Source organism: Sphingomonas sp. (assembly GCF_035944535.1).
In the GTDB taxonomy this organism is placed as follows: Bacteria; Pseudomonadota; Alphaproteobacteria; order Sphingomonadales; family Sphingomonadaceae; genus Sphingomonas_B.
Genome location: NZ_DASZBC010000009.1, coordinates 13,331 through 36,443 on the forward strand (window position 1 = coordinate 13,331; position 23,113 = coordinate 36,443).

21 protein-coding genes are annotated in these 23,113 nt (G+C 64.9%); 14 read left to right on the forward strand and 7 right to left on the reverse strand.

All coding sequences use genetic code 11. The annotated features are described in order from the left end of the window. The first annotated feature begins 51 nt into the window (after positions 1-51). Complete coding sequence (locus tag VGT77_RS09460) at positions 52-315, forward strand: ATP synthase F1 subunit epsilon (protein ID WP_327461892.1); 264 nt, start codon at positions 52-54, stop codon at positions 313-315. A 131-nt stretch (positions 316-446) separates the two neighbouring features. Continuing rightward, positions 447-1,433 (forward strand): SGNH/GDSL hydrolase family protein, encoded by a 987-nt coding sequence (locus tag VGT77_RS09465; protein WP_327461894.1) that lies wholly within the window; start codon positions 447-449, stop codon positions 1,431-1,433. 134 nt (positions 1,434-1,567) lie between these two features. Here VGT77_RS09465 and VGT77_RS09470 read toward each other — a convergent pair whose 3' ends face one another. Together VGT77_RS09470 and VGT77_RS09475 are read right to left on the reverse strand one after the other, a co-directional pair. Continuing rightward, positions 1,568-2,653, reverse strand: coding sequence for an acyltransferase (locus VGT77_RS09470; RefSeq protein ID WP_327462135.1), 1,086 nt, complete (start codon positions 2,651-2,653; stop codon positions 1,568-1,570). A 55-nt stretch (positions 2,654-2,708) separates the two neighbouring features. Continuing rightward, positions 2,709-3,140 (reverse strand): DUF6265 family protein, encoded by a 432-nt coding sequence (locus VGT77_RS09475; protein WP_327461896.1) that lies wholly within the window; start codon positions 3,138-3,140, stop codon positions 2,709-2,711. 60 nt (positions 3,141-3,200) lie between these two features. On the opposite strand from VGT77_RS09475, the gene VGT77_RS09480 reads away from it, so the two are divergent. From VGT77_RS09480 to VGT77_RS09515, 8 genes are all read left to right on the forward strand, one after another. Continuing rightward, on the forward strand, positions 3,201-4,694 hold the full coding sequence (locus VGT77_RS09480) for a CpaF family protein (protein WP_327461898.1): 1,494 nt from the start codon (positions 3,201-3,203) through the stop codon (positions 4,692-4,694). A 251-nt stretch (positions 4,695-4,945) separates the two neighbouring features. Then, a complete protein-coding gene (locus VGT77_RS09485; protein WP_327461900.1) occupies positions 4,946-6,592 on the forward strand; it encodes an acetolactate synthase large subunit in 1,647 nt (548 codons plus the stop codon). Positions 6,593-6,756: 164 nt separating this feature from the next. Continuing rightward, positions 6,757-8,220 carry an aldehyde dehydrogenase family protein gene (locus VGT77_RS09490; protein ID WP_327461902.1) on the forward strand — a complete coding sequence of 488 codons (1,464 nt, stop codon included), beginning with the start codon at positions 6,757-6,759 and terminating at the stop codon, positions 8,218-8,220. Positions 8,221-8,351: 131 nt separating this feature from the next. Continuing rightward, the gene (locus tag VGT77_RS09495) at positions 8,352-9,956 is read left to right on the forward strand and encodes a putative bifunctional diguanylate cyclase/phosphodiesterase (protein WP_327461904.1); all 1,605 of its coding nucleotides are present in this window, start codon (positions 8,352-8,354) and stop codon (positions 9,954-9,956) included. 33 nt (positions 9,957-9,989) lie between these two features. After that, the gene (dapF, locus tag VGT77_RS09500; RefSeq protein WP_327461906.1) at positions 9,990-10,793 is read left to right on the forward strand and encodes a diaminopimelate epimerase; all 804 of its coding nucleotides are present in this window, start codon (positions 9,990-9,992) and stop codon (positions 10,791-10,793) included. Then, on the forward strand, positions 10,790-12,001 hold the full coding sequence (gene mtaB / locus VGT77_RS09505; protein ID WP_327461908.1) for a tRNA (N(6)-L-threonylcarbamoyladenosine(37)-C(2))-methylthiotransferase MtaB: 1,212 nt from the start codon (positions 10,790-10,792) through the stop codon (positions 11,999-12,001). Before dapF ends, mtaB begins: the two co-directional genes overlap by 4 nt. Next, positions 11,998-12,924: a signal recognition particle-docking protein FtsY gene (ftsY, locus tag VGT77_RS09510; protein ID WP_327461910.1), complete on the forward strand. Its 927-nt coding sequence runs from the start codon at positions 11,998-12,000 to the stop codon at positions 12,922-12,924. Before mtaB ends, ftsY begins: the two co-directional genes overlap by 4 nt. Before the next feature lie 119 nt (positions 12,925-13,043). Further along, positions 13,044-13,661 (forward strand): septation protein A, encoded by a 618-nt coding sequence (locus tag VGT77_RS09515; protein ID WP_327461912.1) that lies wholly within the window; start codon positions 13,044-13,046, stop codon positions 13,659-13,661. A 121-nt stretch (positions 13,662-13,782) separates the two neighbouring features. On the opposite strand, the gene VGT77_RS09520 is transcribed toward VGT77_RS09515, so the two are convergent. The 4 genes from VGT77_RS09520 to VGT77_RS09535 form a co-directional block, all read right to left on the reverse strand. Continuing rightward, positions 13,783-14,424: a superoxide dismutase gene (locus tag VGT77_RS09520; RefSeq protein ID WP_327461914.1), complete on the reverse strand. Its 642-nt coding sequence runs from the start codon at positions 14,422-14,424 to the stop codon at positions 13,783-13,785. A 102-nt stretch (positions 14,425-14,526) separates the two neighbouring features. Continuing rightward, on the reverse strand, positions 14,527-15,849 hold the full coding sequence (locus VGT77_RS09525) for an L-serine ammonia-lyase (RefSeq protein WP_327462138.1): 1,323 nt from the start codon (positions 15,847-15,849) through the stop codon (positions 14,527-14,529). A gap of 180 nt (positions 15,850-16,029) precedes the next feature. Continuing rightward, positions 16,030-16,302 (reverse strand): hypothetical protein, encoded by a 273-nt coding sequence (locus tag VGT77_RS09530; RefSeq protein WP_327461916.1) that lies wholly within the window; start codon positions 16,300-16,302, stop codon positions 16,030-16,032. An 82-nt stretch (positions 16,303-16,384) separates the two neighbouring features. Next, the gene (locus VGT77_RS09535) at positions 16,385-17,782 is read right to left on the reverse strand and encodes a glutamate ligase domain-containing protein (RefSeq protein ID WP_327461918.1); all 1,398 of its coding nucleotides are present in this window, start codon (positions 17,780-17,782) and stop codon (positions 16,385-16,387) included. 126 nt (positions 17,783-17,908) lie between these two features. On the opposite strand from VGT77_RS09535, the gene VGT77_RS09540 reads away from it, so the two are divergent. Beyond that, positions 17,909-18,721 carry an LD-carboxypeptidase gene (locus tag VGT77_RS09540; RefSeq protein ID WP_327461920.1) on the forward strand — a complete coding sequence of 271 codons (813 nt, stop codon included), beginning with the start codon at positions 17,909-17,911 and terminating at the stop codon, positions 18,719-18,721. 17 nt (positions 18,722-18,738) lie between these two features. After that, positions 18,739-19,266 carry a J domain-containing protein gene (locus VGT77_RS09545; RefSeq protein ID WP_327461922.1) on the forward strand — a complete coding sequence of 176 codons (528 nt, stop codon included), beginning with the start codon at positions 18,739-18,741 and terminating at the stop codon, positions 19,264-19,266. Positions 19,267-19,362: 96 nt separating this feature from the next. Here the strand turns inward: VGT77_RS09545 and VGT77_RS09550 are convergent, their stop codons facing one another. Next, on the reverse strand, positions 19,363-19,764 hold the full coding sequence (locus VGT77_RS09550) for a SufE family protein (protein WP_327461924.1): 402 nt from the start codon (positions 19,762-19,764) through the stop codon (positions 19,363-19,365). Between the two features lie 107 nt (positions 19,765-19,871). Here VGT77_RS09550 and VGT77_RS09555 point away from each other — a divergent pair, with 107 nt between their 5' ends. Both VGT77_RS09555 and VGT77_RS09560 read left to right on the forward strand, forming a co-directional pair. Next, complete coding sequence (locus tag VGT77_RS09555; protein WP_327461926.1) at positions 19,872-21,035, forward strand: saccharopine dehydrogenase family protein; 1,164 nt, start codon at positions 19,872-19,874, stop codon at positions 21,033-21,035. A 250-nt stretch (positions 21,036-21,285) separates the two neighbouring features. Then, positions 21,286-22,929 (forward strand): M28 family metallopeptidase, encoded by a 1,644-nt coding sequence (locus VGT77_RS09560; RefSeq protein WP_327461928.1) that lies wholly within the window; start codon positions 21,286-21,288, stop codon positions 22,927-22,929. Positions 22,930-23,113 lie beyond the last annotated feature (184 nt).

Below are 23,113 nucleotides of genomic sequence, written 5' to 3' on the forward strand. Positions count from 1 at the left end.
TGGATTGCTTCGTCGCTCCGCTCCTCGCAATGACGGTGGAAGGAATATGAGATGCCCCTGCACTTCGAACTCGTGACTCCCGAAAAGCTCGTCCGCTCAGAGGACGTGTATATGGTGACCGTTCCCGGCACCGAGGGTGACTTCGGTGTGCTGGAAAATCATGCCCCGCTCGTCTCCACCCTGCGCGACGGCGAGCTACTGGTCGTGGCTGCGCAGGGCGCCGCGCCGACCGCGATTCGTGTGACCGGCGGCTTTGCCGAAGTGAATGAGCGCGGTCTTACGGTGCTGGCCGAACAGGTGGAAGCGCAAGGCTGAACGCCTGCCGCTACGGTGCCGTAGCGTCATCTTATCCGCGCCCTAAGTAGCTGTAAAGATTCGATTAAAGCCGTTGGCAGAGATGCCCGGCAGCGGTAACCTTCCTGTCATAAAAAACAGGAGAGGATCGCATGCGCATAACGATTGGGTTCGCACTCACTGCCGCCGCACTGGCGCTCACCGCCCCGGCAAATGCCGCCAGCCCCGGCAATCAGAACAACTACAGCGCGCTCTACGTATTCGGCGACAGCCTCGTCGATGCTGGCAACATCAGCGTGGTCACCGGCGGGACCACGCCCAACAAGTCGCTGGGCTATTTCGAGGGTCGGTTCACCAACGGCTATAACTATGTCGACTATATCAACTATCAGCTGTTCGGCACGGCGACCAAAGCCTCGCTGAGGGGCGGGAACAACTTCGCGTTCGGCGGCGCTCGCGTGGTGACTGACGCGCGGGACACGATCCCCGATCTCAACCCACAGATCGGCGCTTATGTCGCAGCCAAAGGTCCGGTCGCCGACCCCAACGCCCTCTACATCCTGAACGCAGGCGGCAACGACATCTTCGCGCTCGGCCGCTTTGCCGCCGGCGACCCGACTCAGCTGCTGCCCTTCACCAACCCGTCCGAGTATATCAACGCGATCGTGAACCAGTATGTCGGCGCGGTGCAGACGCTCAACAATCTCGGTGCGCGCAACATCCTGGTGACCGGCATCCCGAATGCGACCGTGCCGCTCGCCGTGCAAATCGACGCGCAGCTGCAAGCCGCGCTGACCGGGCTGACGCTCGCGCCGGGCACCGAGCTCTACCGGTTCAGCTATATCAACTTCTTCAACACGCTAGCGACCAATCCGGGTGCGCTCGGCCTCCCGCCGCTGCGCACCGACCGGAGCTGCATCCAGCTGCGTGCGCAGGCGACCGGCTGCCAGGGCATCTTCTCTTTCGACGGCACTCACCCGACCGCTGCGGTACAGAAGGCCCTGTTCCGCGACATCGTGCGCCAGTTCGGCATCTCCGCCGTGCCCGAGCCGGCCACCTGGGGCATGATGGTCGCCGGCTTCGCGATGGCCGGGGCCGCGATCCGTCGCCGCGATCGGAAGGTCGCGCTCGCCGCCTAAAGCTTGATCGCCTTAGGGGATCGTCATTGCGAGGAGCGAAGCGACGAAGCAATCTAGGAGTCGCATAAGCCCAAGCTGGATTGCTTCGCTTTGCTCGCAATGACGAATTTGCGTCAGCCAACGTCGATCATGCTCTAAGCTTGGCCGACGCGCCTGCTACCATCGACCATAGTCGGGGCAGACGCGTCGCCAGTGCGCCGGAGCAACCGCGCGAGCGGCTGTTCGACCCAGCGATGCGTGGCAAGACCAAGTGCCATCGACGCGGTCGTCACGGTGACGATCGCCTGATAGGCGCCGCTGCCGGCAAGCGAGTTCTCTATCAGCGCCACCAAAATCGCATGGGATAGATAAAGCGAATAGGAGGCGTCGCCGAGCTTGTGCAGCAGCCCACCCCTATGGCTGCGATCCGCTCCGCCGGTGGCTCCGGTCAGGATCAGCGCCCAAGGCACACCCCAGAACAGCACGCGGTGGAAGCTCAACGTCCCGTCGATCACGAGTCCAGCTTCGGGCGAAAACACGACCTCTGCCATCAGCAGCCGCGGCACAACGAGCAGCAGCGCGCCTGTGATGATGCACGCTGATCTGATCGAGGCTGACACGCCTCGGCGCCAGGCGAGGCAGATCAGGACCCCCAGTCCGAACTCCAGCATGATCGGATTCAGTAGCACCTGCGCCAGAGGCCAACTCGGCTGCAGAACTGCGCCCGCAAGGCTCGCCGCTCCGACCAGCGCCACCAAAGCTACAGCCGGACGGGCGCTCCGAGCTGCCAAAGCGACCATCAGGTAAAAGCCGGCCTCGAACGCCAGCGTCCAACCGACCCACAAGGGCGGAAAGTAAAAGTCGCGCATATCAGCCGCCGGCAACAGCAACAGCGCCGTGATGGCCGACCGCCAGTCTGGAATCGTCCCGATCAGCACGATCAGCAGCAAGTTCAGCAGCCAGAAGAGCGGCAGGATCCGTATCGCACGCGCGACCAGAAAACGCCGCCATCCGCCCGGGCCGGTGAACCGATCCAGCCCCAGCGTCATGACGAAGCCGCTCAGCACGAAGAACAGGTCGACGCCGCTCGCACCCAGGTCATTGATCAGCCACAGCGGCGCGAGCGCTCCGGCATCGGGCGAGCGGTCGGCGAGGTCGATGGCGTGGACGAGGACGACGAGCAACGCCGCGATCCCGCGCAGCCGCTGGATCGAAGCGAGCCGCGCGCCTTCTGCATGCATCTCCGTCACAGCTGCGGCTCTAGGCGCTCAGCCCTTGCGCAGCCGTTAAGCCCCCTCAGCGACGCCGATAGGCCCAGCGCACCCGCTTGCTGCCGTCCATCATCGAAATGGTGGCCGTAAGGGTCTCCCCCTCCTGTTCATAGACGATGCGCTGCGGGTAATCATGAGCAAGATTGGCAAACTCGACCCGGTTCATGCCTGCCGACACGAGCGGAAAACGCACTGCCGGTGAGCCATTCGGCGAGCCCCAAAAGGCGACGCCCTGCTCGTCCCTCGCGATCCGCATGAAATCGAACGAGCGCGTGCGCAGCCCACCGACGCTGCGGCCCACGCCTAGCATCGAATGGAAGGCGGGCTCTGTCCAAACCTCTTCCGCCCAGAGCACGCCATCGGCCGCAACACGCTCTTCGGTGCGCCAGGCGCCGGCCAGCCAGGCAAATTCCTCGATAGCCGGCGCCGCCGCCAGCATCGCCGCAATCACGATCATGATGCCCTCCCCGCTTGCGGTTAGCACTCTATCAAAGTTTGGTCCTTATGCCGCTTGCCGATGAGTGCGTTCGGTAAGCGTGGCGGAATTGGTGCGGGCGGCGCGCGGCCGTCGTTCGGCGTTGCGCGCCCCATGCAGGCGCCCGCGATTGCGCCGCGTGAACTGTCGCGCGAGCCAGTTCAGGAATCCTATCCTGACGCAGAGCCGATCGCGCCACCCCTCGACGCCATGGCCCGCCTGGCCGAGCGCCAGGCCGCGTCCGGCGAAGCTGGCCAGTCGAAGGTGGAGGGGTTCGAGTCCTCAGTCCACAAGATCAAGGAGCAGGTTCTCCCCCGCCTGCTCGAGCGCGTCGACCCCGAAGCCGCCGCCTCGCTCAGCAAGGACGAGCTGGCCGAGGAATTTTCGCCGATCATCGGCGAAGTGCTGGCCGAGCTGAAGATCACCCTCAACCGGCGCGAGCAATTCGCGCTCGAGAAGGTGCTGATCGACGAGCTGCTGGGCCTCGGCCCCTTGGAGGAACTGCTCGCCGATCCCGATGTCAGCGACATCATGGTCAACGGGCCGCAGCAGACCTATATCGAGCGCAAGGGCAAGCTTGAGATCGCGCCGATCCAGTTCCGCGACGAAGAGCATCTGTTTCAAATTGCCCAGCGGATCGTCAACCAGGTCGGCCGCCGCGTCGACCAGACCACCCCGCTCGCCGACGCCCGCCTGAAGGACGGCAGCCGCGTCAACGTGATCGTGCCGCCGCTCTCCTTGCGCGGCACCGCCATCTCGATCCGTAAATTTTCCGCCAAGCCGATCACGCTCGACATGATGGCGAAGTTCGGATCCATGTCGGAAAAGATGGCGACCGCGCTCAAGATTGCGGGCGCCAGCCGCTTCAACATCGTCATTTCGGGCGGCACCGGCTCGGGCAAGACGACGATGCTCAATGCCCTGTCGAAGATGATCGACCCGGGCGAGCGCGTCATCACCATCGAGGACGCGGCCGAGCTCCGCTTGCAGCAGCCGCACTGGCTGCCGCTCGAAACCCGCCCCGCAAATCTCGAGGGCCAGGGCGCGATCACCATCCGCGACCTCGTCATCAACGCGCTGCGTATGCGCCCTGACCGCATCATCCTGGGCGAAATCCGCGGCTCCGAGTGCTTCGACATGCTCGCGGCCATGAACACGGGCCATGACGGCTCCATGTGCACGCTTCACTCCAACTCCCCGCGCGAATGCCTCGCGCGTATGGAGAACATGGTGATGATGTCGGACATCAAGGTGCCGAAGGAAGCGATCAGCCGCCAGATCGCCGATTCGGTCGATATGATCGTGCAGGTGAAGCGCCTCCGCGACGGCTCGCGCCGCGTCACCAACGTCACCGAAGTGATCGGCATGGAAGGGCCAGTCATCGTGACGCAGGAGCTATTCAAGTTCGAATATCTGGACGAGAGCGCCGACGGGAAGATCATCGGCGAATACCGCTCGTCTGGCCTGCGCCCCTATACGCTGGAAAAGGCCAAGCAATTCGGCTTTGACCAGGCGTTTCTGGAAGCCTGTCTGTAAGGGGAACCCGGCGGGTTAGCGAGCATTACACCTCCGCAACCAACGGAGGACCTTATGGGCCGCAATGTCACGCTGAGCATCGGTGCGCTGATCCTGCTCGTCATCGTCGTCGCTTTCCTGTTCTGACGCGTCAGCCTCCTCTAGCCACCCCGCTCCCGAAACGATAAGCCTGCGCCGCGGCACGGGAATCGGCGAAAAGCCGGACCGTCCGCGCGGGGCGCGCGCACCACGTAACGCGACGGGGGGATTACATGACCAAGGCTTCCGACCTCTTCATCCAATGTCTTGAGGAGGAGGGTGTCGAATATATCTTCGGCGTGCCCGGCGAAGAGAATCTCGACATGCTGGACAGCCTGTCGCGCTCGACCAAGATCAAGCTGATCCTGACCCGCCACGAACAGGGCGCGGGCTTCATGGCTGCGACCTATGGGCGTCACACCGGCAAGACGGGCGTCTGCATGGCGACGCTGGGGCCGGGTGCTACCAACTTCGTCACCGCTGCCGCCTATGCGCAGCTCGGCGGCATGCCGATCCTGATGGTGACCGGCCAGAAGCCGATCAAGAAGTCGAAACAGGGCCGCTTCCAGATCCTGGACGTGGTCGACATGATGCGGCCGATCACCAAGTTCACCCACCAGCTCGCCAGCGCCGACAATATCCCCAGCCGCATCCGCGAGGCGATCCGCCTGGCCGAGGAGGAAAAGCCTGGGGCCACGCACCTCGAATTCCCCGAGGACGTGGCGGACGAGCATACCGACATGACGCCGCTGAAGCCCAGCGTCTCGCGCCGACCGCTTGCCGAGCAGAAGGCCGTGCGGGCCGCGGTCAAGAAGCTGGAGGAAGCCAAGTCTCCGATCCTGGTGATCGGCGCAGGCGCCAATCGCAAGCTGACCGGCCGCATGTTGCTGCAGCTGGTCGAAAAGACCGGCATTCCGTTCGTCACGACCCAGCTCGGCAAGGGCGTGATCGACGAGACGCACCCGAAATTCGTCGGCTGCGCGGCGCTTTCCGCCGGCGACTATGTCCACCGCGCGATCGAAGCGGCGGACGTGATCGTCAACATCGGCCACGACGTGATTGAGAAACCGCCCTTTTTCATGCAGCGCGGCGGCGCGGAGGTGATCCACATCTCCAACCGCTCGGCAGAAGTGGACCCGGTCTATTTCCCGCAGATCGAGGTGCTCGGCGACATCGCCAACGCCATCTGGCAGATCAAGGAAGACATCGTGCCATCGGGCAAGTGGAGCTTCGACGACATGCTCCGCTTCCGTGCCGCCGAGGTGGAGCACACCGCTTCGCTGGACAGCGACGAGCGTTTCCCGATCTTCCCGCCCTACCTGGTGCGCAAGATTCGCGAGGCGATGCCCGCCGACGGCATCATCTGCCTCGACAATGGCGTCTATAAGATCTGGTTCGCCCGCAATTATCCGGCGCGGCAGCAGAATACGGTGCTGCTAGACAACGCATTGGCGACGATGGGCGCCGGCCTGCCGTCCGCCATGGCCTCGGCGATGGTCTATCCGGACCGCAAGGTGATGGCGATCTGCGGCGACGGCGGGTTCATGATGAACAGCCAGGAGATGGAAACCGCTGTTCGGCTGGGCCTCAACATCACCGTGCTGATCCTCAATGACAACAGCTACGGCATGATCCGCTGGAAACAGGCGAATATGGGCTTCAAGGATTGGGGCCTGACCTATGGCAATCCGGACTTCGTCAAATATGCCGAGAGCTATGGCGCCAAGGGCCACCGGGTGGAAAGCGCCGAGCATTTGCCGCAGCTGCTGAAGGACTGCCTCGACACGCCCGGCGTGCACCTGATCGATTGCCCGGTGGACTATTCAGAAAACGACCAGATCCTGAACGTCGACATCAAAAAGCTGTCGAAGGCGCTCTAGAGAGGAGATGTTCGACTTTCTTGTTACCCAGGGTCTCAGCGTTGTGTTCGAGCAAGTGCACAAACGTTGGGGTGCAATCGGGTGCGGGGTCGCGTTTCTCATTGTTCTCGCGATTGCAGGCGGCGTGGCTGCTTTTTTGTTTTTTCTTCTAGGCTAGGCGCATCATGACCAAGCTTAAGGACACCTACCCCCTTTACCTCGCCAACGAAGCTTGGTCCGGCAATGCGGACCTGGAGGTCACCAACAAGTTCACGGGTGAAGTCGCCTTTCGCGTCGCGCTTGCCCGGACCGAGCAGATCGAGGCCGGCATCGCCGCCGCCGTTGAAGCCGCCGAGCGGATGGCGCGGATGGCGTCATACGAGCGCCAGGATGTGCTGATGCACTGCGTTGCCCGCTTCAAGGAACGGTTTGACGAACTCGCCTACGCGCTCTGCGTCGAGGCGGGAAAGCCGATCAAGGACTCCGAAGGCGAAGTCGGGCGGCTGATCGACACCTTCCGCATCGCGGCAGAAGAGTCGGTGCGAATGACGGGCGAGGTCCAGCCGCTCGACATCAGCCCTCGCGCGAAGGGCTATCAGGGCATCTGGAAGCGCGTGCCGATCGGCCCCTGCTCCTTCATCTCGCCGTTCAACTTCCCGCTGAACCTGGCCGCGCACAAGATCGCGCCGGCGATTGCGGTCGGCTGCCCCTTCGTCATGAAGCCGGCGAGCCGCACGCCGCTTGGCGCGATCATCATGGGCGAGGTGCTCGCCGAGACCAACCTGCCCAAGGGCGCCTTCTCCATCCTGCCCGCTGCCCGTGACGGCGCCGACCTATTCACCGAGGACGAGCGGCTGAAGCTGCTGAGCTTCACCGGCTCTCCAGGCGTCGGCTGGGACCTGAAGGCCAAGGCCGGCAAGAAGAAGGTCGTGCTTGAACTAGGCGGCAATGCCGCAGTGGTGATCGACCGCGATGCCGACCTGGACGACGCCGTCGAGCGCACCGTGTTCGGCGCCTTCTACCAGTCCGGCCAGAGCTGCATCGGCGTCCAGCGCATCATCGTGCATGATGAGGTATACGAAGCCTTTCGGGACAAGCTGGTCGCCAAGACGAAAACCCTGATCGCCGGCAATCCGCACGACCGCGACACCTTCGTCGGCCCGATGATCGACGCGAAGGAGGCGCAGCGCCTGGACAACTGGATACAGGAAGCCGTGGCGGGCGGCGCCAAGCTGCTGTGCGGCGGGAAGCGCGAGGGCGCCATGCTCGAGGCGACGCTTTTGGAAGAGGTCAGCTCTGACACCAAGCTCAACCGCGAGGAGGCATTCGGCCCCGTCGCGTTTTTCGAGCGTTTCAGGACTTGGGACGAGGCGCTGGCGATTGTCAACGACAGCAAATTTGGTCTTCAGGCCGGCATCTTTACCCGCGACATCTTCAAGGTGCTGGACGCCTGGGATGATCTCGACGTCGGCGGCGTCGTCGTGAACGACGTGCCCAGCTACCGTGTCGACAACATGCCCTATGGCGGCGTGAAGGACTCGGGCCTGGGCCGCGAGGGCGTCCGCTTTGCCATGGAAGACATGACCGAGATCCGGAACCTCGTCATACGCCGAGGGCCCGCCACGCCACCGCGCAAGCTGGGTTCGTAAGTTGATCCCCGGCGCAGGCCGGGGTCCATTTGCGATACTGGGCCCCGGCTTTCGCCGGGGAACAGGTTGCTTAACGGCCGGTAAGGTCGCCGCTTAACGCTTCCTCCATCACGCGCTGGCATTTTCTTGCCATGCGGAACCTGACCGACGGACCAACGCGGCAAGACCTGATCCTGCTGGGCGTCACCCTCGCCGCGACCGTGTTGCTGGTCGGCACCGCAGGCTCAGCCTTCACGCTGGCGATGCGAAGCCTGGCCGGGCAGCTCGTTCTCAACCAGGCGCTGAGCGTCTCCGTGATCCTGAACGTCGCTTTGTTGCTATTCAGCTGGCGGCGATATGCCCAGTTCCGCTCCGAGGCCGGCCGCCGCCAGCAGGCCGAGCAGAAGCTTGCCAAGCTTTCGCGGCAGGACGGGCTTACTGGCCTGCTCAACCGCGCGGCCTTTTTCGAAACCGGCGATGTGCGGCTGCGCAAGGCGCGCCGTCGGGGCAAGGGCGCAGCGCTGCTGCTGCTCGATCTCGATCACTTCAAGGCGGTCAACGACGTGAACGGCCATCCGATTGGCGACACCACGCTGCAGATGGTGGCGGCGCTGATCGAAGCCAATCTGCCCGACGGCGCGCTGGCTGGCCGGCTCGGCGCCGACGAGTTTGCGGTTCTGCTCTTGTCGGAGCACGCGGCGGGCGAGGCCGATCTGCTGGCCGAGAAGCTGGTCGCCGAACTCGGCCATCGCCTGGAAGTGGGCGGCGCAGCCGTCCACACCGGCGCGTCCATTGGCCTGGCGAGCATCGAATCGGAAGATGACGGTCTCGACCGACTGCTGCGCCGCGCCGATATTGCGATGTTCGCCGCCAAGCATGCCGGCCGCAACCGGCAATGCTGGTTCGACCGCTCGATGGAGCGCGAGCTCCACATGCGCAACGCGATCGAGAACGGCATTCGCGACGGCATCCCGCTTGGCCAGTTCGTGCCCTATTACGAACAGCAGATCGACCTCACCACCGGCAAGCTGCACGGCTTCGAAATGCTTGCCCGCTGGGAGCATCCGACCCGCGGCATCATCGCGCCGGACATCTTCATTCCGATCGCCGAGGAATGCGGCCTGATCGCCGACCTGTCGATGTCGGTGATGCGCCAGGCGCTCGAAGAAGCGAAGAATTGGGACCCGTCCCTGACCTTGTCGGTCAACATCGCGCCGGCGCAGCTGCGCGACCCCTGGTTCGCGCACAAGATTGTCAAGCTGCTGGTCGAAACCGGTTTCCCGGCCAACCGCCTGGAGATCGAGATCACCGAACGCGCGCTCGCCGAAAATATGGGCGTTGCCCAGTCGGTGATCGGCAGCCTGAAGAACCAGGGCGTCCGCCTTGCCCTCGACGATTTCGGCACCGGCTATTCGTCGCTGTCCAATCTGCGCGCCCTGCCCTTCGACCGGGTCAAGATCGACCGCAGCTTCGTGACCACGCTGGGCAGCAGCGCGGAGAGCGCCGCGATCGTGAACGCCATCACCCGGCTGAGCGACAGCCTCGGCCTGCCGGTCACTGCCGAGGGCGTCGAGACTCCGGAGATCGAAGCGCAGCTGAAGACACTGGGCTGCTACCAGGGCCAGGGCTGGCATTTCGGCAAGCCGATGGACGTGGCGCAGGTGCGGGCTATGCTTGCCCAGCGTAACCTGTTGCCGGTGCAGCGCCTCGTCGCCCCGGCCGGCGAGCGCATCCGGGAACTGCGCCGCCAAGCATAGACTTGGGCCCGGCGCGACCCTAAGTCGCGCGCGATGCGCTTCGCCTTCCACAAGATGCACGGCCTCGGGAACGACTTCGTCGTGATTGACGCACGTGCGCAGGCGATTGCGATGGACGCCTCGCGGGCCCGGGCGATCGCCGACCGCCATCGCGGCATCGGCTGCGATCAGCTGATCCTTCTCGAACCGAGCGACCAAGCCGATCTCCGCATGCGCATTTTCAACGCCGACGGGGCGGAGGTCGAGCAATGCGGCAACGCGCTGCGCTGCGTGGCAAGCCTGACTGGCGCGGAGCGAATTCAAACACAGGGTGGACTGGTGTCCGCCACAGCGGCGGGAGGCCTGGTCAGCATCGACATGGGAGCGCCGCGCTTCGGCTGGGACGAGATCCCGCTCGCCTATCCGGCCGACACGGCGGACCTGCCGATGGCGTGGGGCGAGCTGGCGCATGGGGTGGCGGTGAGTGTCGGCAATCCGCACATCATCTTTTTCGTGCCGGACCTCGACGCGGTGCCGCTGGCAAAGCTCGGGCCCGAGATCGAGCATGACCCCGTCTTTCCCGAACGCGTGAATGTGAATGTTGCGCAAGTGACCGGTCCCTCATCGCTGCGCCTGCGAGTTTGGGAGCGCGGCGCTGGGCTCACCCAGGCATGCGGCACGGGCGCGTGCGCGACCGCGGTCGCGGCCATCCGGCGCAAGCTGGTGCAGTCGCCGGTCACCGTCTCACTTCCAGGCGGCGATCTGATCATCGCCTGGGCGCCGGGCGAGACCATCCGCATGAGCGGGCCCGCCAACCATGTCTTCACCGGCGAAGCGGAACTCGAGGCGTTCGGGTGAGCGAGGTCATCACCCTTGGCTGCCGTCTCAACATCGCCGAAAGCGAGGCGATACGCGCAATGCTGCCGGACGAGGATCTGGTGGTCGTCAACAGCTGCGCCGTGACCGAAGAGGCGGTGCGCCAGACCCGCCGCGCGATCCGGCGGGCGCGGCGCGAGCGGCCGGATGCGCGGATCGTCGTGACCGGCTGCGCGGTCGAGGTCGAGCCGGACATGTTCGCGCACATGCCCGAGGTCAGCGGCGTGGTGAGCAATCTTGGGAAGCTGGAGCCTGCCTCTTTTTCTCCGTTCGCTTCGAGCGAAGTCGAGAAGCGTATCTCGATTTCGCTCGATACGAACGGACCCGAACCGTCCCACGCCCGTGCCTTTGTCGAAGTGCAGAATGGGTGCGATCACAGCTGCACCTTCTGCATCATCCCGCGGGGCCGCGGCCCCAGCCGTTCGCTGCCCGCGGGCGGTGTGATCCAACAAATCAAGACGCTGGTGGACAGCGGTTGCCAGGAGGCCGTGCTCACCGGCGTCGATCTGACCAGTTATGGCGAGTTGGCGGGCGATGGCTTGGGCTTGCTGGTCGAGCGCATCCTGAAAGGGGTGCCTGGCCTCGCCCGCCTCCGCCTCTCCTCCCTCGACCCGATCGAAATCGACGACCGGCTGTTCGCGCTGATCGCCGGCGAGCCGCGGCTGATGCCGCATCTGCATCTGTCGTTGCAGGCGGGCGACGACATGATCCTGAAGCGAATGAAGCGGCGGCACCTCCGCGCCGACGCCATCAAGCTGGTCGAGCGCATCAAGGCCGCGCGGCCCGAGGTGGCGATCGGCGCCGACCTGATCGCGGGCTTCCCCACCGAGACTGAAGCCATGTTCGCCAACAGCCTCGCCATCGTCGAGGAGTGCGACATCGTCTTCGGCCACATCTTCCCTTATTCGCCGCGTCGCGGCACGCCGGCGGCTCGCATGCCCCAAGTGGAACCCGAGGTCGTCAAGGCGCGCGCCAAGCGGCTGCGCGAGGCATGCGAGGAACGGCAGGCTGCCTGGCTCGACGCGCTGATCGGAACCCAGCAGCAGGTGCTGGTCGAGCTGGACGGTCGCATGGGGCACGCAGAGAACTTCGCGAAAGTCGAAATGGAGAGCTTATTCCCGCCCCGCTCGGTGCAGACGGTCAGCATCATTCGCCGCAAGGGCTCAGCGCTCGTCGGAGTGCCGGCATGACCGATGCGCGTTGGCACGACAAACTGCTCGGCGGCTTCCGACGTACGTCGGACCGGCTGACCGAAAATCTGACGGGCCTGTTCACCAAGTCGGCGCTGGATCGCGAGACGCTGGACGAGATCGAAGATGCGCTGATCGCCTCCGACCTCGGCCCGGCGACGGCGGCTCGCATCCGCGAGCGGCTGTCCGAAGGCCGGTTCGAGCGGGGCTTGAGCGACTATGAGCTGCGCGAGATAGTCGCCGAGGAGATCGAGAAGGTGCTGACGCCCGTCGCCGAGCCGCTCGAAGTCGACGCCTTTCCTCGCCCGCAGGTCATCCTGGTGATCGGCGTCAACGGCTCGGGCAAGACCACGACCATCGCCAAGCTTGCCCGCCTGTTCCTGGAGCAGGATTATGGCGTGATGCTTGCCGCCGGCGACACCTTCCGTGCTGCGGCGATCGAACAGCTGCGCATCTGGGCGGAGCGGATCGGCGTGCCGATCATGGCGGGGCCGGAAGGCGGTGACGCCGCCGGCATCGTCTGGGACGCGGTCAAACAGGCGACCGCGACCGGAATCGACGTGCTGATCGTCGACACGGCCGGCCGGCTCCAGAACAAGCGTGAGCTGATGGACGAGCTCGCCAAGATCAGGCGGGTGCTCGGACGCTTGAACCCCGAGGCGCCGCACGATGTCGTGCTGGTGCTGGACGCGACCACCGGCCAGAACGCGCTCGGCCAGATCGAGGTGTTCAAGGAAGTGGCAGGCGTCTCGGGGCTCGTCATGACCAAGCTCGACGGCACCGCCAGAGGCGGCGTGCTGGTCGCTGCGGCCGAGAAATTCGGCATGCCGATCCACGCCATCGGCGTCGGCGAAGGTATGGACGATCTGCGACCCTTCGACGCGCGCGAAGTTGCCCGGATGATCGCTGGACTTGAGAGCTAAGGCCTTGAACCTCCAATCCGTTCGGGCTGAGCTTGTCGAAGCCCTGCTTTTCTTTACGGACTGGATAACAAGAACAGGCCTTCGACAGGCTCAGGCCGAACGTAGTTTTGGGAGTTTTCGTGGATAAGTCTGAGCCAAATCGCGAGCTCTCGCCCGGCTTGAGGATGGCGGTGGATTTCGGGCCGCTCGCCGTTTTCTTCCTGGTCAACACGCTGGCGGACGGGCCGAAGCTGCTGAAGGTCATGATGGCGACCACCGCCTTCATGGTGGCGACCGCGATTGCGATGATCGTCAGCCGGGTGAAGGCCGGGCGCATTTCGCCCATGCTGTGGATTTCGGGCGCGCTGGTGCTGTTCTTCGGCGGCCTGACGCTCTGGTTTCGCGATGACACCTTCATCAAGATGAAGCCGACGATCGTCTACACCATGTTTGCGGTGATCCTCGGCTATGGCTTGGTCGCCGGCAAGCCGCTCCTGAAGATGCTGCTGGAAACCGCCTATCCCGGCCTGAACGACACCGGCTGGCGCAAACTGACGGTCAATTGGGTCGGCTTTTTTATCTTCATGGCGCTGCTGAACGAAGCGGTGTGGCGGACCCAGAGCTGGGATTTCTGGGTCGGCTTCAAGCTCTGGGGCGCGGTGCCGCTGACGATGCTGTTCGCGATCCTCAACATTCCGATGCTGATGAAACACGGCCTCAGCGACGGCAAAGACGCGCCGCTGCCGCCGGGGGACTAACTAGATCGTCATCCCGGACTTGTTTCGGGATAAGGGTGGAGCTGCTCGTGGAGGGAGGGTGCCCTCAAGCATCACGCTGCCCATGCCTTATCCCGAAACAAGTTCGGGATGACGCAAGGTGTCAAACCGCCGCCGCCATCTCCGGCTCCTGATCCGCGCGCTCCACGCCGCGCCCGTCCAGGTTTTGCCCGACGAACTCCCAGTTGATCGCCCGTTTCAGCAGCGCGTCGACATAGTCGGCGCGGGCGTTGCGATAGTCGATGTAATAGGCATGCTCCCACACATCGATGGTGAGGAGCGGCGTCATGCCGTCATAGGCGACCGGCGTATCGCCGTCGTGCAGCGACGTGATCTTCAGCTCGCCGCGGTCGAGCACCAGCCATCCCCAGCCGCTGGCGAAATGGCCGACCGCCTCTGTCTTCAGCTGCTCCAGCATCGCCTCCACTGTTCCGAACGCCTCTTCGATCTTCTTCCGGAGCATGCCGGTCGGCTGCTGCGGCTCGGGGCTCAGGCACTGCCAGTAAAAGCTGTGGTTCCAGAGTTGGCCGGAGTTGTTGAACAGCCCCTTGTCGCCGCGCTCCTTGGCGGCGCGGATGACTTCGGAAAGAGAACGGTCCTGGAGCCCGGCTTCACGCGCCTGTTTGTTCGTGTTGGCGACATAGGTGCGGTGGTGCTTGCCCCAGTGGAACTCGAACGTCTCGGCAGAGATAATGTCGCCGAACGCATCGGTGGCATAGGGCAAGGGCGGCAGTTCGAAAGCCATGCTTCTTCTCCAGTGACGGTTCTCTCTCGCCCAAACGCACCGGAGCGCCGCCCGCCGCGCGGCAAAGTCTCGATCAGTCCCGGAAAGCCGTTCGACAGCGCGTCAGCAGGCGACGACGTTCACCGCCAGACCGCCCAGCGCCGTTTCCTTATATTTGGCGCTCATGTCGGCCCCGGTCTTGCGCATCGTCTCGATCACCTGATCGAGACTGACGCGGTGGGTGCCGTCGCCGAGCAGGGCCAGGCGCGACGCTTCGATCGCCTTGATCGCGCCCACGGCATTGCGCTCGATGCAGGGCACCTGGACCAAGCCGCCGACGGGATCGCAGGTGAGGCCCAGATTATGCTCCATGCCGATCTCCGCGGCATTCTCGATCTGGCCGTTGGAGCCGCCCAGCGCCGCGGTCAGCCCGGCCGCCGCCATCGAGCAGGCGACGCCCACTTCGCCCTGGCATCCGACCTCCGCGCCCGAAATGGACGCATTCTCCTTGAACAGCGAGCCGATCGCGGCGGCCGTCAGCAGGAAGCGGTCGGCCCCCTCCTCTGTCGCATTGGCGACGAAGCGCTCATAATAGCGCAGCACGGCGGGCACGATGCCGGCAGCACCGTTGGTCGGCGCTGTGACGACGCGTCCGCCGGCAGCATTTTCCTCATTGACCGCCAGCGCCCAGAGGTTGACCCAGTCGATGACCGTCAGCGGATCGGACAAAGCGCGCTCCTGCCGCGCGACCAGCTTGGCGTGGATTTCAGGCGCGCGGCGGCGGACATGAAGCCCGCCCGGCAGGATGCCGCCCTGCCCCATTCCGCGGTCGATGCAGGCCGACATGGTCTCGCGGATCGCCTTCAACCGCGCGCGGACCTCCGCCTCTGGCATCCGCGCGAGTTCGTTGGCCAGGGTGAGCTCGCCGATCGTCAGTCCCGCCGCTTCGGCCCGCTCCAGCAGCTGATCGCCGGAATGGAAGGGATAGGGCACATCGGCATAAAGCCCAGACGGCGGCGCGTTGCCGGAGACTTCGCTTTCGGCGACGATCGCGCCGCCGCCTATCGAATACCAGATCCCGCTCGCCAGCTCCTGGTCCGCCACGTCGATGGCGGTGAAGCGCATTCCGTTGGAATGGAAGGACAGCCGTTCGCGCTGATGAAAAAGCAGGTCCCGCTCTTCCGAGAACCCGATCTCCGCCTCGCCACCAAGCTGCATGCGGCCGGAGGCGCGAATCTCACCGACGATCCGATCTGCCTCGTCGGGACAGATGCCGTCCGGACGCTTGCCAGATAGCCCCAGCAGCACTGCGCGATCGCTGGCATGGCCCTTTCCCGTCAGCGCGAGCGAGCCATAAAGCTCTGCCAGCACCCGCGCGGTCTGTACGAGTAGCCCGGCCATGCGGAGCTGTTCGGAAAAGGCGCAGGCCGCGGACATCGGCCCCATCGTGTGGGACGAGGACGGGCCGACCCCGATCTTGAATAAATCGAACACGCTGTGCGGCATGGGCGGCATCTAAGGCCTGCGTACCAAAAGCGCCACCGCACCGTTCTACCCCATGCGGCCGACCTTCTACCCGCACCTGGTGAAGAGCCGCTTCGAGCGCATCCGAGTAATCAGCAAGGCTCAGCCGTGCCAATTCATCCAATGAGCGTAGGAAGAAAGACAGCCGAAAGCTTCGGTTGACATCCACGGGAAGCGGGCACGCAATTTTGGTTCGATGCTGTCGAGATACGCGTCCAGCGCAACGTTCGGCGGTCCTCGCTCGATGAGCTGATCGAAGGCGCGACGCAGCTGTCGTGCAGACTGCTCGACCGCTCGCGCATCAGGGCGCGGTAGGTCGGCAAGGAAGCACGCGAGCCGCTCTTCTGATGGCACCGTTCTGATCCAGACAATCACGGCCTGGTCCCGTTCGGCGTCGAGCCTCTGGGCCTCGGGGGTGCGCCTGAACCGGTTGATGAGCCGTCTAAGCATGCTTCCGTCAGCCGAACAGCGGCAGCAGCTCTTCCGCGAACTGGCTAAGCGTGTCGTCGCGGGCGCCCATGACGATGATGCGGTCGCCGGGGCGGGTGATCTCGACCAGGCGGCGGGCGATGTCGGGGCGAAGCGGGATGTGCTCGGCGTTGCGGCCGGCGGCGCGGACGCCTTCCACGATGGTGTCGCTGCCGACCGAGCGATCGACAGTGCCGCCGAAATAGACCGGATCGCTGAGGATCAGCAGATCCTCAGGGCTCAGCTTGTCGGCAAGGGTCCGCACCAGTTCCTCGCCCATCACCCGCAGCGGCCCATAGCCGTGCGGCTGGAAGAAGACGATCAGCCGCCCCGGAAAAGCATGGAGCGCGTCGAGGGTCGCCGCGATCTTGTCGGGATTGTGCCCGAAGTCGTCGTACACGGTGACGCCGCCCGCCTCACCGACGCGCTCCAGCCGGCGCTTCAAGCCGGTGAAGCCTGCCATCGCTTCCGCCGCTTCCCTGAGCGGCACGCCAGCCGCGATGGCCGCACCAATCGCCGACAGCGCATTCACCGCATTGTGGCGGCCCGGCACCTGCAGCTGCACTTCGGCATGGTCGCCGCTCGACCGTTCGGTCACGTGGAACGACACGCCTTCCGGCGCTTCGATAAGCTCATGCCCGATCAGCTGCGCTTCGCGGTCGAAGGCAAAAGTGAGCAGGCGGTCCTGGTGCAGCTCATCGGCAATCGCCGCGACTTCCGGGTGATCGATGTTGACGACGGCAGTGCGTGCCTTGCCGACGAAATCTTCGAACAACGCACGCAGCTCGTCCATTTCCTTGTGGTCGAGGCTGATATTGCCGAGCACCGCGATGGTCGGGTCGAACAGCGCGATGGAGCCGTCGCTTTCGTCGACTTCGCTGACGAAGACCTCGCCCTCCCCAACCAGTGCGCTCGCAAACGGGGTGTCTTCGCTGACGAAGTTCTTCATCACCGCGCCATTCATCACCGTGGGGTGGCGGCCGACTGCATGGAGGATCCAGCCGATCATGCCCGTCACGGTGGACTTGCCGCTGGTGCCGCCAATAGCGATCCGCTCGGGCGCGGCGTTGAACAGCTCGGCGAGCAGCCCGGCGCGGCTCATCCGGCCGCAGCCGAGCACCGCCGCCGCTTGCACGTCGGGCACAGTGTCTTCAACGGCTGCCGACGCTACCAGCAATTGTTCCGACGAGGCGACTCCGCTGCCGTCCTGCGGGAACAAGCCGATCCCCTGCGCGCGCAGGAACTCGAACTTCGGCGCGGTCCGGCCCTGGTCCAGCGCACGGTCGGAGCCGGCCACCTCGGCGCCCTGCGCACGGACGATGCAGGCCAGCGGCAGCATCCCGCTGCCGCCGATCCCGCAGAAGAAATAGGATTTGTGAGAAGACATGAGGCGGCTAGTAGCGGGTTTCCTGGTTGCGTGAAGCACCCAAGCCCGTCCGTTTCGAGCGCAGTCGAGAAACGTTGCTCGGAGCTTGCGCTTCTCGACTTCGCTCGAAGCGAACGGAGAGTGGATTTGCGCATAGGCATCGTGGCGCCGAGCTGCCGGATCGATCAGGACGTGGTGCAGCGCGTGTCGGCGTTGGTGGCAGGGCGGGCGGAACTGGTCTGGCATCCGCAATGCTTCCTCAGCGACGGTCATTTCGCCGGACCCGACGCCGCCCGCGCCCAAGCAGCGATCGAGTTTGCGAACGATCCCGCGATCAACGCGCTCTGGTTCGCCCGCGGCGGCTATGGCGCGGCGCGGATCGTCGATGCCGTGATGAACGGACTTGGCCCTGCCGCGGCACGGAAAACCTATCTCGGCTATTCGGATGCGGGGACGCTGCTCGGCGCCCTCTATGCGCGGGGCATCGGCAGCATCGCCCATGGCCCCATGCCTTCGGACATAAGGCGGGACGGCGGCGAGGCGGCAGTGGCGCGCGCGCTCGACTGGCTCATCAACCGCTCTCCGGCCTCGCTGGAGCCATCGCTCGGCGGCTCCCCCGCCGTTGCCTTCAACATCGTCATCCTCGCCCATCTCGTCGGCGCCCGCCATTTGCCGGACCTGACCGGGCATGTGCTGATGATCGAGGAAGTGGACGAATATCTCTACCGCACCGACCGCGACCTGGCGCAGATCGTGGCGGCGGTGAAAGGCTTGGCAGGCATTCGGCTCGGCCGGATTAGCAAGGTGCCGGAGAATGATCCGGACTTCGGCGCGCCGCCCGAAACGGTGGTCCGCTATTGGTGCGAGCGGGCCGGCATCCCGTTGCTGGGCGTGGCCGATATTGGCCACGATGCCGGTAACAAGGTCGTGCCGTTCGGATGGTTGCCTCAGGCGGCTTAGCGACTATCTCGGGCGCGATGGCGCGGCAGACTCGTTCCAATGACTGGGGTTTTCCCCGCTGGCGCGCCTATGGCGGCGAGCGCGGCGCGACGCAGGTGAGGCTGTGCGACCGCGAAGGCTGCAGCGAGCCAGGCGATCGGCCTGCGCCCAAATCGCCGAACAGCCCGGAGCGTTGGTATTTCTGCGAGGCGCACGCCGCCGAGTACAACCGGAACTGGAACTATTTCGAGGGCCTGTCGGCCGAGGAAGCGGCCCAGCGCGAGGCAGATGACCTGCGCGGCGCCTCCGGCTACCGCCAGTCCGGTCATTACGCCTGGGGCGGTCCCGGCGATGGCACCCGCTCGCGCGACGAGATGCGCGCGCTCGCCGCGCTGGAGCTGGAGTCCGATGCCAGCTTCGACGATGTGAAATCCGCTTATCGCCGCCTGGCCAAGGCCAACCACCCGGACGTAAAGCCCGGCGACGCGGCGGCTGCCGAGCGGTTCCGCCAGGTCCAGGCGGCCTATGACGTGCTGAAGCGGGCGGAAGAGCGTAAGGTCGCCTAGCAGCCCTCGTCATTGCGAGGAGCGTCAGCGACGAAGCAATCTAGCAGCGCCGGATCCTGGATTGCTTCGCTGCGCTCGCAACGACGAGCCAAAAAATCACGTATACCTTTCTGCGGTCGCCCTGATCAGCGCGATCATGTTCGGGATACCCTGGGTGCGGTTTGAACTGAGCTGATTGCGCAGGTCAAAGGGGGCGAGTTCGCCCTCGATGTCGGTGCCCATGATTTCCGCCGGCGTCTTGTCCTGCACCGTCTGCAGCACGAGCGCGATGATGCCCTTGGTGATTGCCGCGTTCGAATCGGCCAGAAAATGGAGCCGCTCGGCCTGCTTCATCGGATACACCCACACCGAAGCCGAACAACCGCGCACCAACGTCGCGTCGGTCTTCAGCGGATCGGGCATAGGCTCGAGGTCGCGCCCGAGATCGATCAGCAGCCGGTAGCGATCATCGGCATCGAGCAGTTCATAATCGTCGAGAATGTCTGAGAGTGTCGGCATCGAAAGCGCAGATAGGGCGCCAGCCGCCGATCGTCACCTGCCGAAGCCCGCTGGCGGGTCGCCCGCCTGCTGCTATGCTGCTCTCCTGAGCGACAAGGGAGGGCCGAATGGCGCGCGAATTCTCGATCATCGTCTATGGGGCAACTGGGTTCACCGGACGGCTGGTCGCCGAGTATCTTGCTGCCAACTACCCCGATCTGCGCTGGGCGATGGCGGGGCGCACCCAGGCCAAGCTGGAGCAGATCCGGGCGGAGATCGGCGCTCCGGCCACCCTCCCCCTCATAATCGCCGACGCCGCCGATCCGGCGAGCCTGGGCGAGATGGTCATGCGGGCCGATGTCGTGATCACCACTGTTGGACCCTATCAGCTCTACGGGACCGGCCTTGTCGCGGCGTGCGCCACGCACGGTACCGCCTATGTCGATCTGTGCGGCGAGCCGGGCTGGATGCGCGAGATGATCGACGCGCATCAGGACCGCGCCAAGGCGAGCGGCGCACGCATCGTCTTCTCCTGCGGCTTCGACTCTATCCCCTTCGATCTCGGTGTCCAGCAGCTGCAGAAGCTCTGCACCGAGCGGTTCGGCGCACCGGCGCCGCGCATCAAGGGCCGGGTGCGGGCCATGCAGGGCGGCTTCTCCGGCGGCACGGCGGCGAGTCTCAAGGCGACGCTCGCGGCGCTCGCCAAGAACCCGTCGCTGGTCAAGGTGCTGGGAAGCTCCTTCGGCCTGACGCCCGGCTTCGAAGGGCCGGACCAGCCCAACATGATGCTGCCGCACTACGACAGCGCGGTGAACGCCTGGGTCGCGCCTTTCATCATGGCGCCGATCAACACCAAGAATGTCCACCGGACCAATGCGCTGCTCGGCCACCCTTATGGACGCGACTTCCGCTATGACGAGATGATGGTCGCGCCCGGCCTGGGTGAGATGGGCAAGGCTGCGGCCGAAGCCATCGCCAAGTTCAATCCGCTGATGGGCGAAGGCGGGCCCAAGCCCGGCGAAGGCCCCAGCAAGGAAGAGCGCGAGAGCGGCTTCTACGACATCCTGTTCGTTGCCGAATATCCGGACGGCCGGACGGCAAGGCTGTCGGTCAAGGGCGACCGAGATCCGGGCTATGGCTCGACGTCGAAGATGATCGCCGAAAGCGCACTGTGCCTGGTCGAAGACGTGCAGGGCGAAGGCGGCATCTGGACGCCCGGCGCGATCATGGGCGATCCGCTGGTCAAGCGGCTGGAAAGCCGGGCAGGCCTGAGCTTCACCGCCGGGGGCTGAAACGCGATGCGCCTCGCTGCCAGGGGGGTGTGCAGCGGGGCGCCAACGCGGGAACACGAAGCTCGCGAAGGGGGAAGCAAGCTTCATAAGCATTAACGGCTTCGCCATGCGTTGGTTCCTGATTTCGATTAGGAACGCAGGTGTAACATCCTGTTTTCGCGCCCTTTCACCGACCGTTTAGCGGCAGCGTTGAACTGAGCCGCGGCTGGCGGCATGAGTGGCCGCCTCAATCAGCTAAGGCTCTTGCTTGATGAAGAAGATGATCGCCGCCCTCGCCCTGCTCTCCACCGCGGCGCTGGCCCAGGCGCCGCAGTTCAGCACCGATCGGCTGACGCAGGACATCCGCACGCTTTCCTCCGACGCGTTCGAGGGGCGCGGCCCCGCGACGCCAGGCGAGCAGAAGACGATCGCCTATATCTCGGAAGGCATGGCAGCCGCCGGGTTGCAGCCGGCAGGCGACGTCGAAGGTGGCAAGCGCAGCTGGTACCAAAAGGTGCCGCTGCTGCGCACTTCGATCAGCGATGCCGACCCGAAGCTGGTGCTGACGGTCGCCGGCAAGGCGATGCCGATGACCCAGGGCGAGCAGATCGCGGTCCGCGCACCGCTGACCGGGCAGAAGCACGTCAACGTCAACAACGCGCCGCTCGTCTTCGTCGGCTATGGCGTCACCGCGCCCGAGCGGAAATGGGACGATTTCAAGGGCCTGGACGTAAAGGGCAAGATGCTCGTCGTCCTCGTCAACGATCCCGATTTCGAGACCGGCAATGGCGATTTCGGCGGCAAGGCGATGACTTATTATGGTCGCTGGACCTACAAATATGAGGAGGCAGCCAGGCGCGGTGCAGCCGGGGTGCTGATCGTGCACGAGACCGATCCAGCATCCTATGGCTGGAACACCGTCAAGAACTCCAACACGAACACAATGTTCGACATCGTCCGCAAGCACCCCAAGGCGTCGCACACGCCCGTGGAGGCCTGGATCCAGCGCGACCAGGCCGTAGCGATCTTCAAGGCGTCTGGCCTCGATTTCGAAGCGGAGAAGAAGCGCGCGCAAACCCGCGGCTTCAAGCCGGTGCCGCTCAAGGCCAGCTTCTCAGCCGATTACCGCGTCGATGCGGAAGTGATCACTTCGCACAATGTCGCCGGTATCCTGCCCGGGGCGCAGCGGCCGGACGAGATTGTCGTCTATTCGGGCCATTGGGATCATCTGGGCGTCGGCCAGCCGGATGCGCGTGGCGACCGCATCTATAATGGCGCCGTCGACAATGCGACCGGCATCGCCCAGATGCTGGAGCTCGCCCGCACCTTTGCCAAGGGCCCGCGTCCGCAGCGCTCGATCCTGTTCCTGGCCGTAGGCGCCGAGGAAAAGGGCCTGCTCGGCTCTGAATATTATGCCTCCAACCCGCTCTATCCGCTGGCGAAGACCGTCGGCGTGATCAACATGGATGGCGGTTCGATCGCCGGCCCGACGCGCAACTTCACGATTTCGGGAAGCGCGAAGCTCGGCCTTCTCGACGATCTGACGCGGCTCGCGGCCGCCCGCAACCGGGTCTATTCGCCCGATCCGAATCCCGAAGCCGGCGGCTTCTACCGCTCCGACCATTTCCCCTTCGCCAAGCGCGGCGTGCCGGCCATTTCCTTCGATGGCGGCAATAACCTGGTCGAGGGCGGCGTCGCGCGCGGCGAGGAGCTCAGCAAGGCCTATACGCGCGACCGCTATCACCAGCCGGCGGACGAATGGAGCCCGGACTGGAATCTGGCCGGGATGACGGCCGATCTCGAGCTGCTGCACGCGCTCGGCTCCGAGCTCGCCAACCGCCGCGCCTGGCCGAACTGGAGCACGGATAGCGAATTTCGCGCGACTCGAGACAAGACGGCAGCGCAGCGGCGCTAGCAACAAATCTCGCTCGTCCCGAGCGATGTTCGGCCAAAAAAGTAAGGGCCCCGCTCTCAGGGGTGGGAGAGCGGGGCCCGGACTTGGGTCGTCCTGGGTCGGCAAGGAGGGGTGGCCTTGCCGTGGTTCGGACAGCGGGGAAGGGGTAAACCGCGCTGTCGGGATCAGTATATCGCCGCGAGCC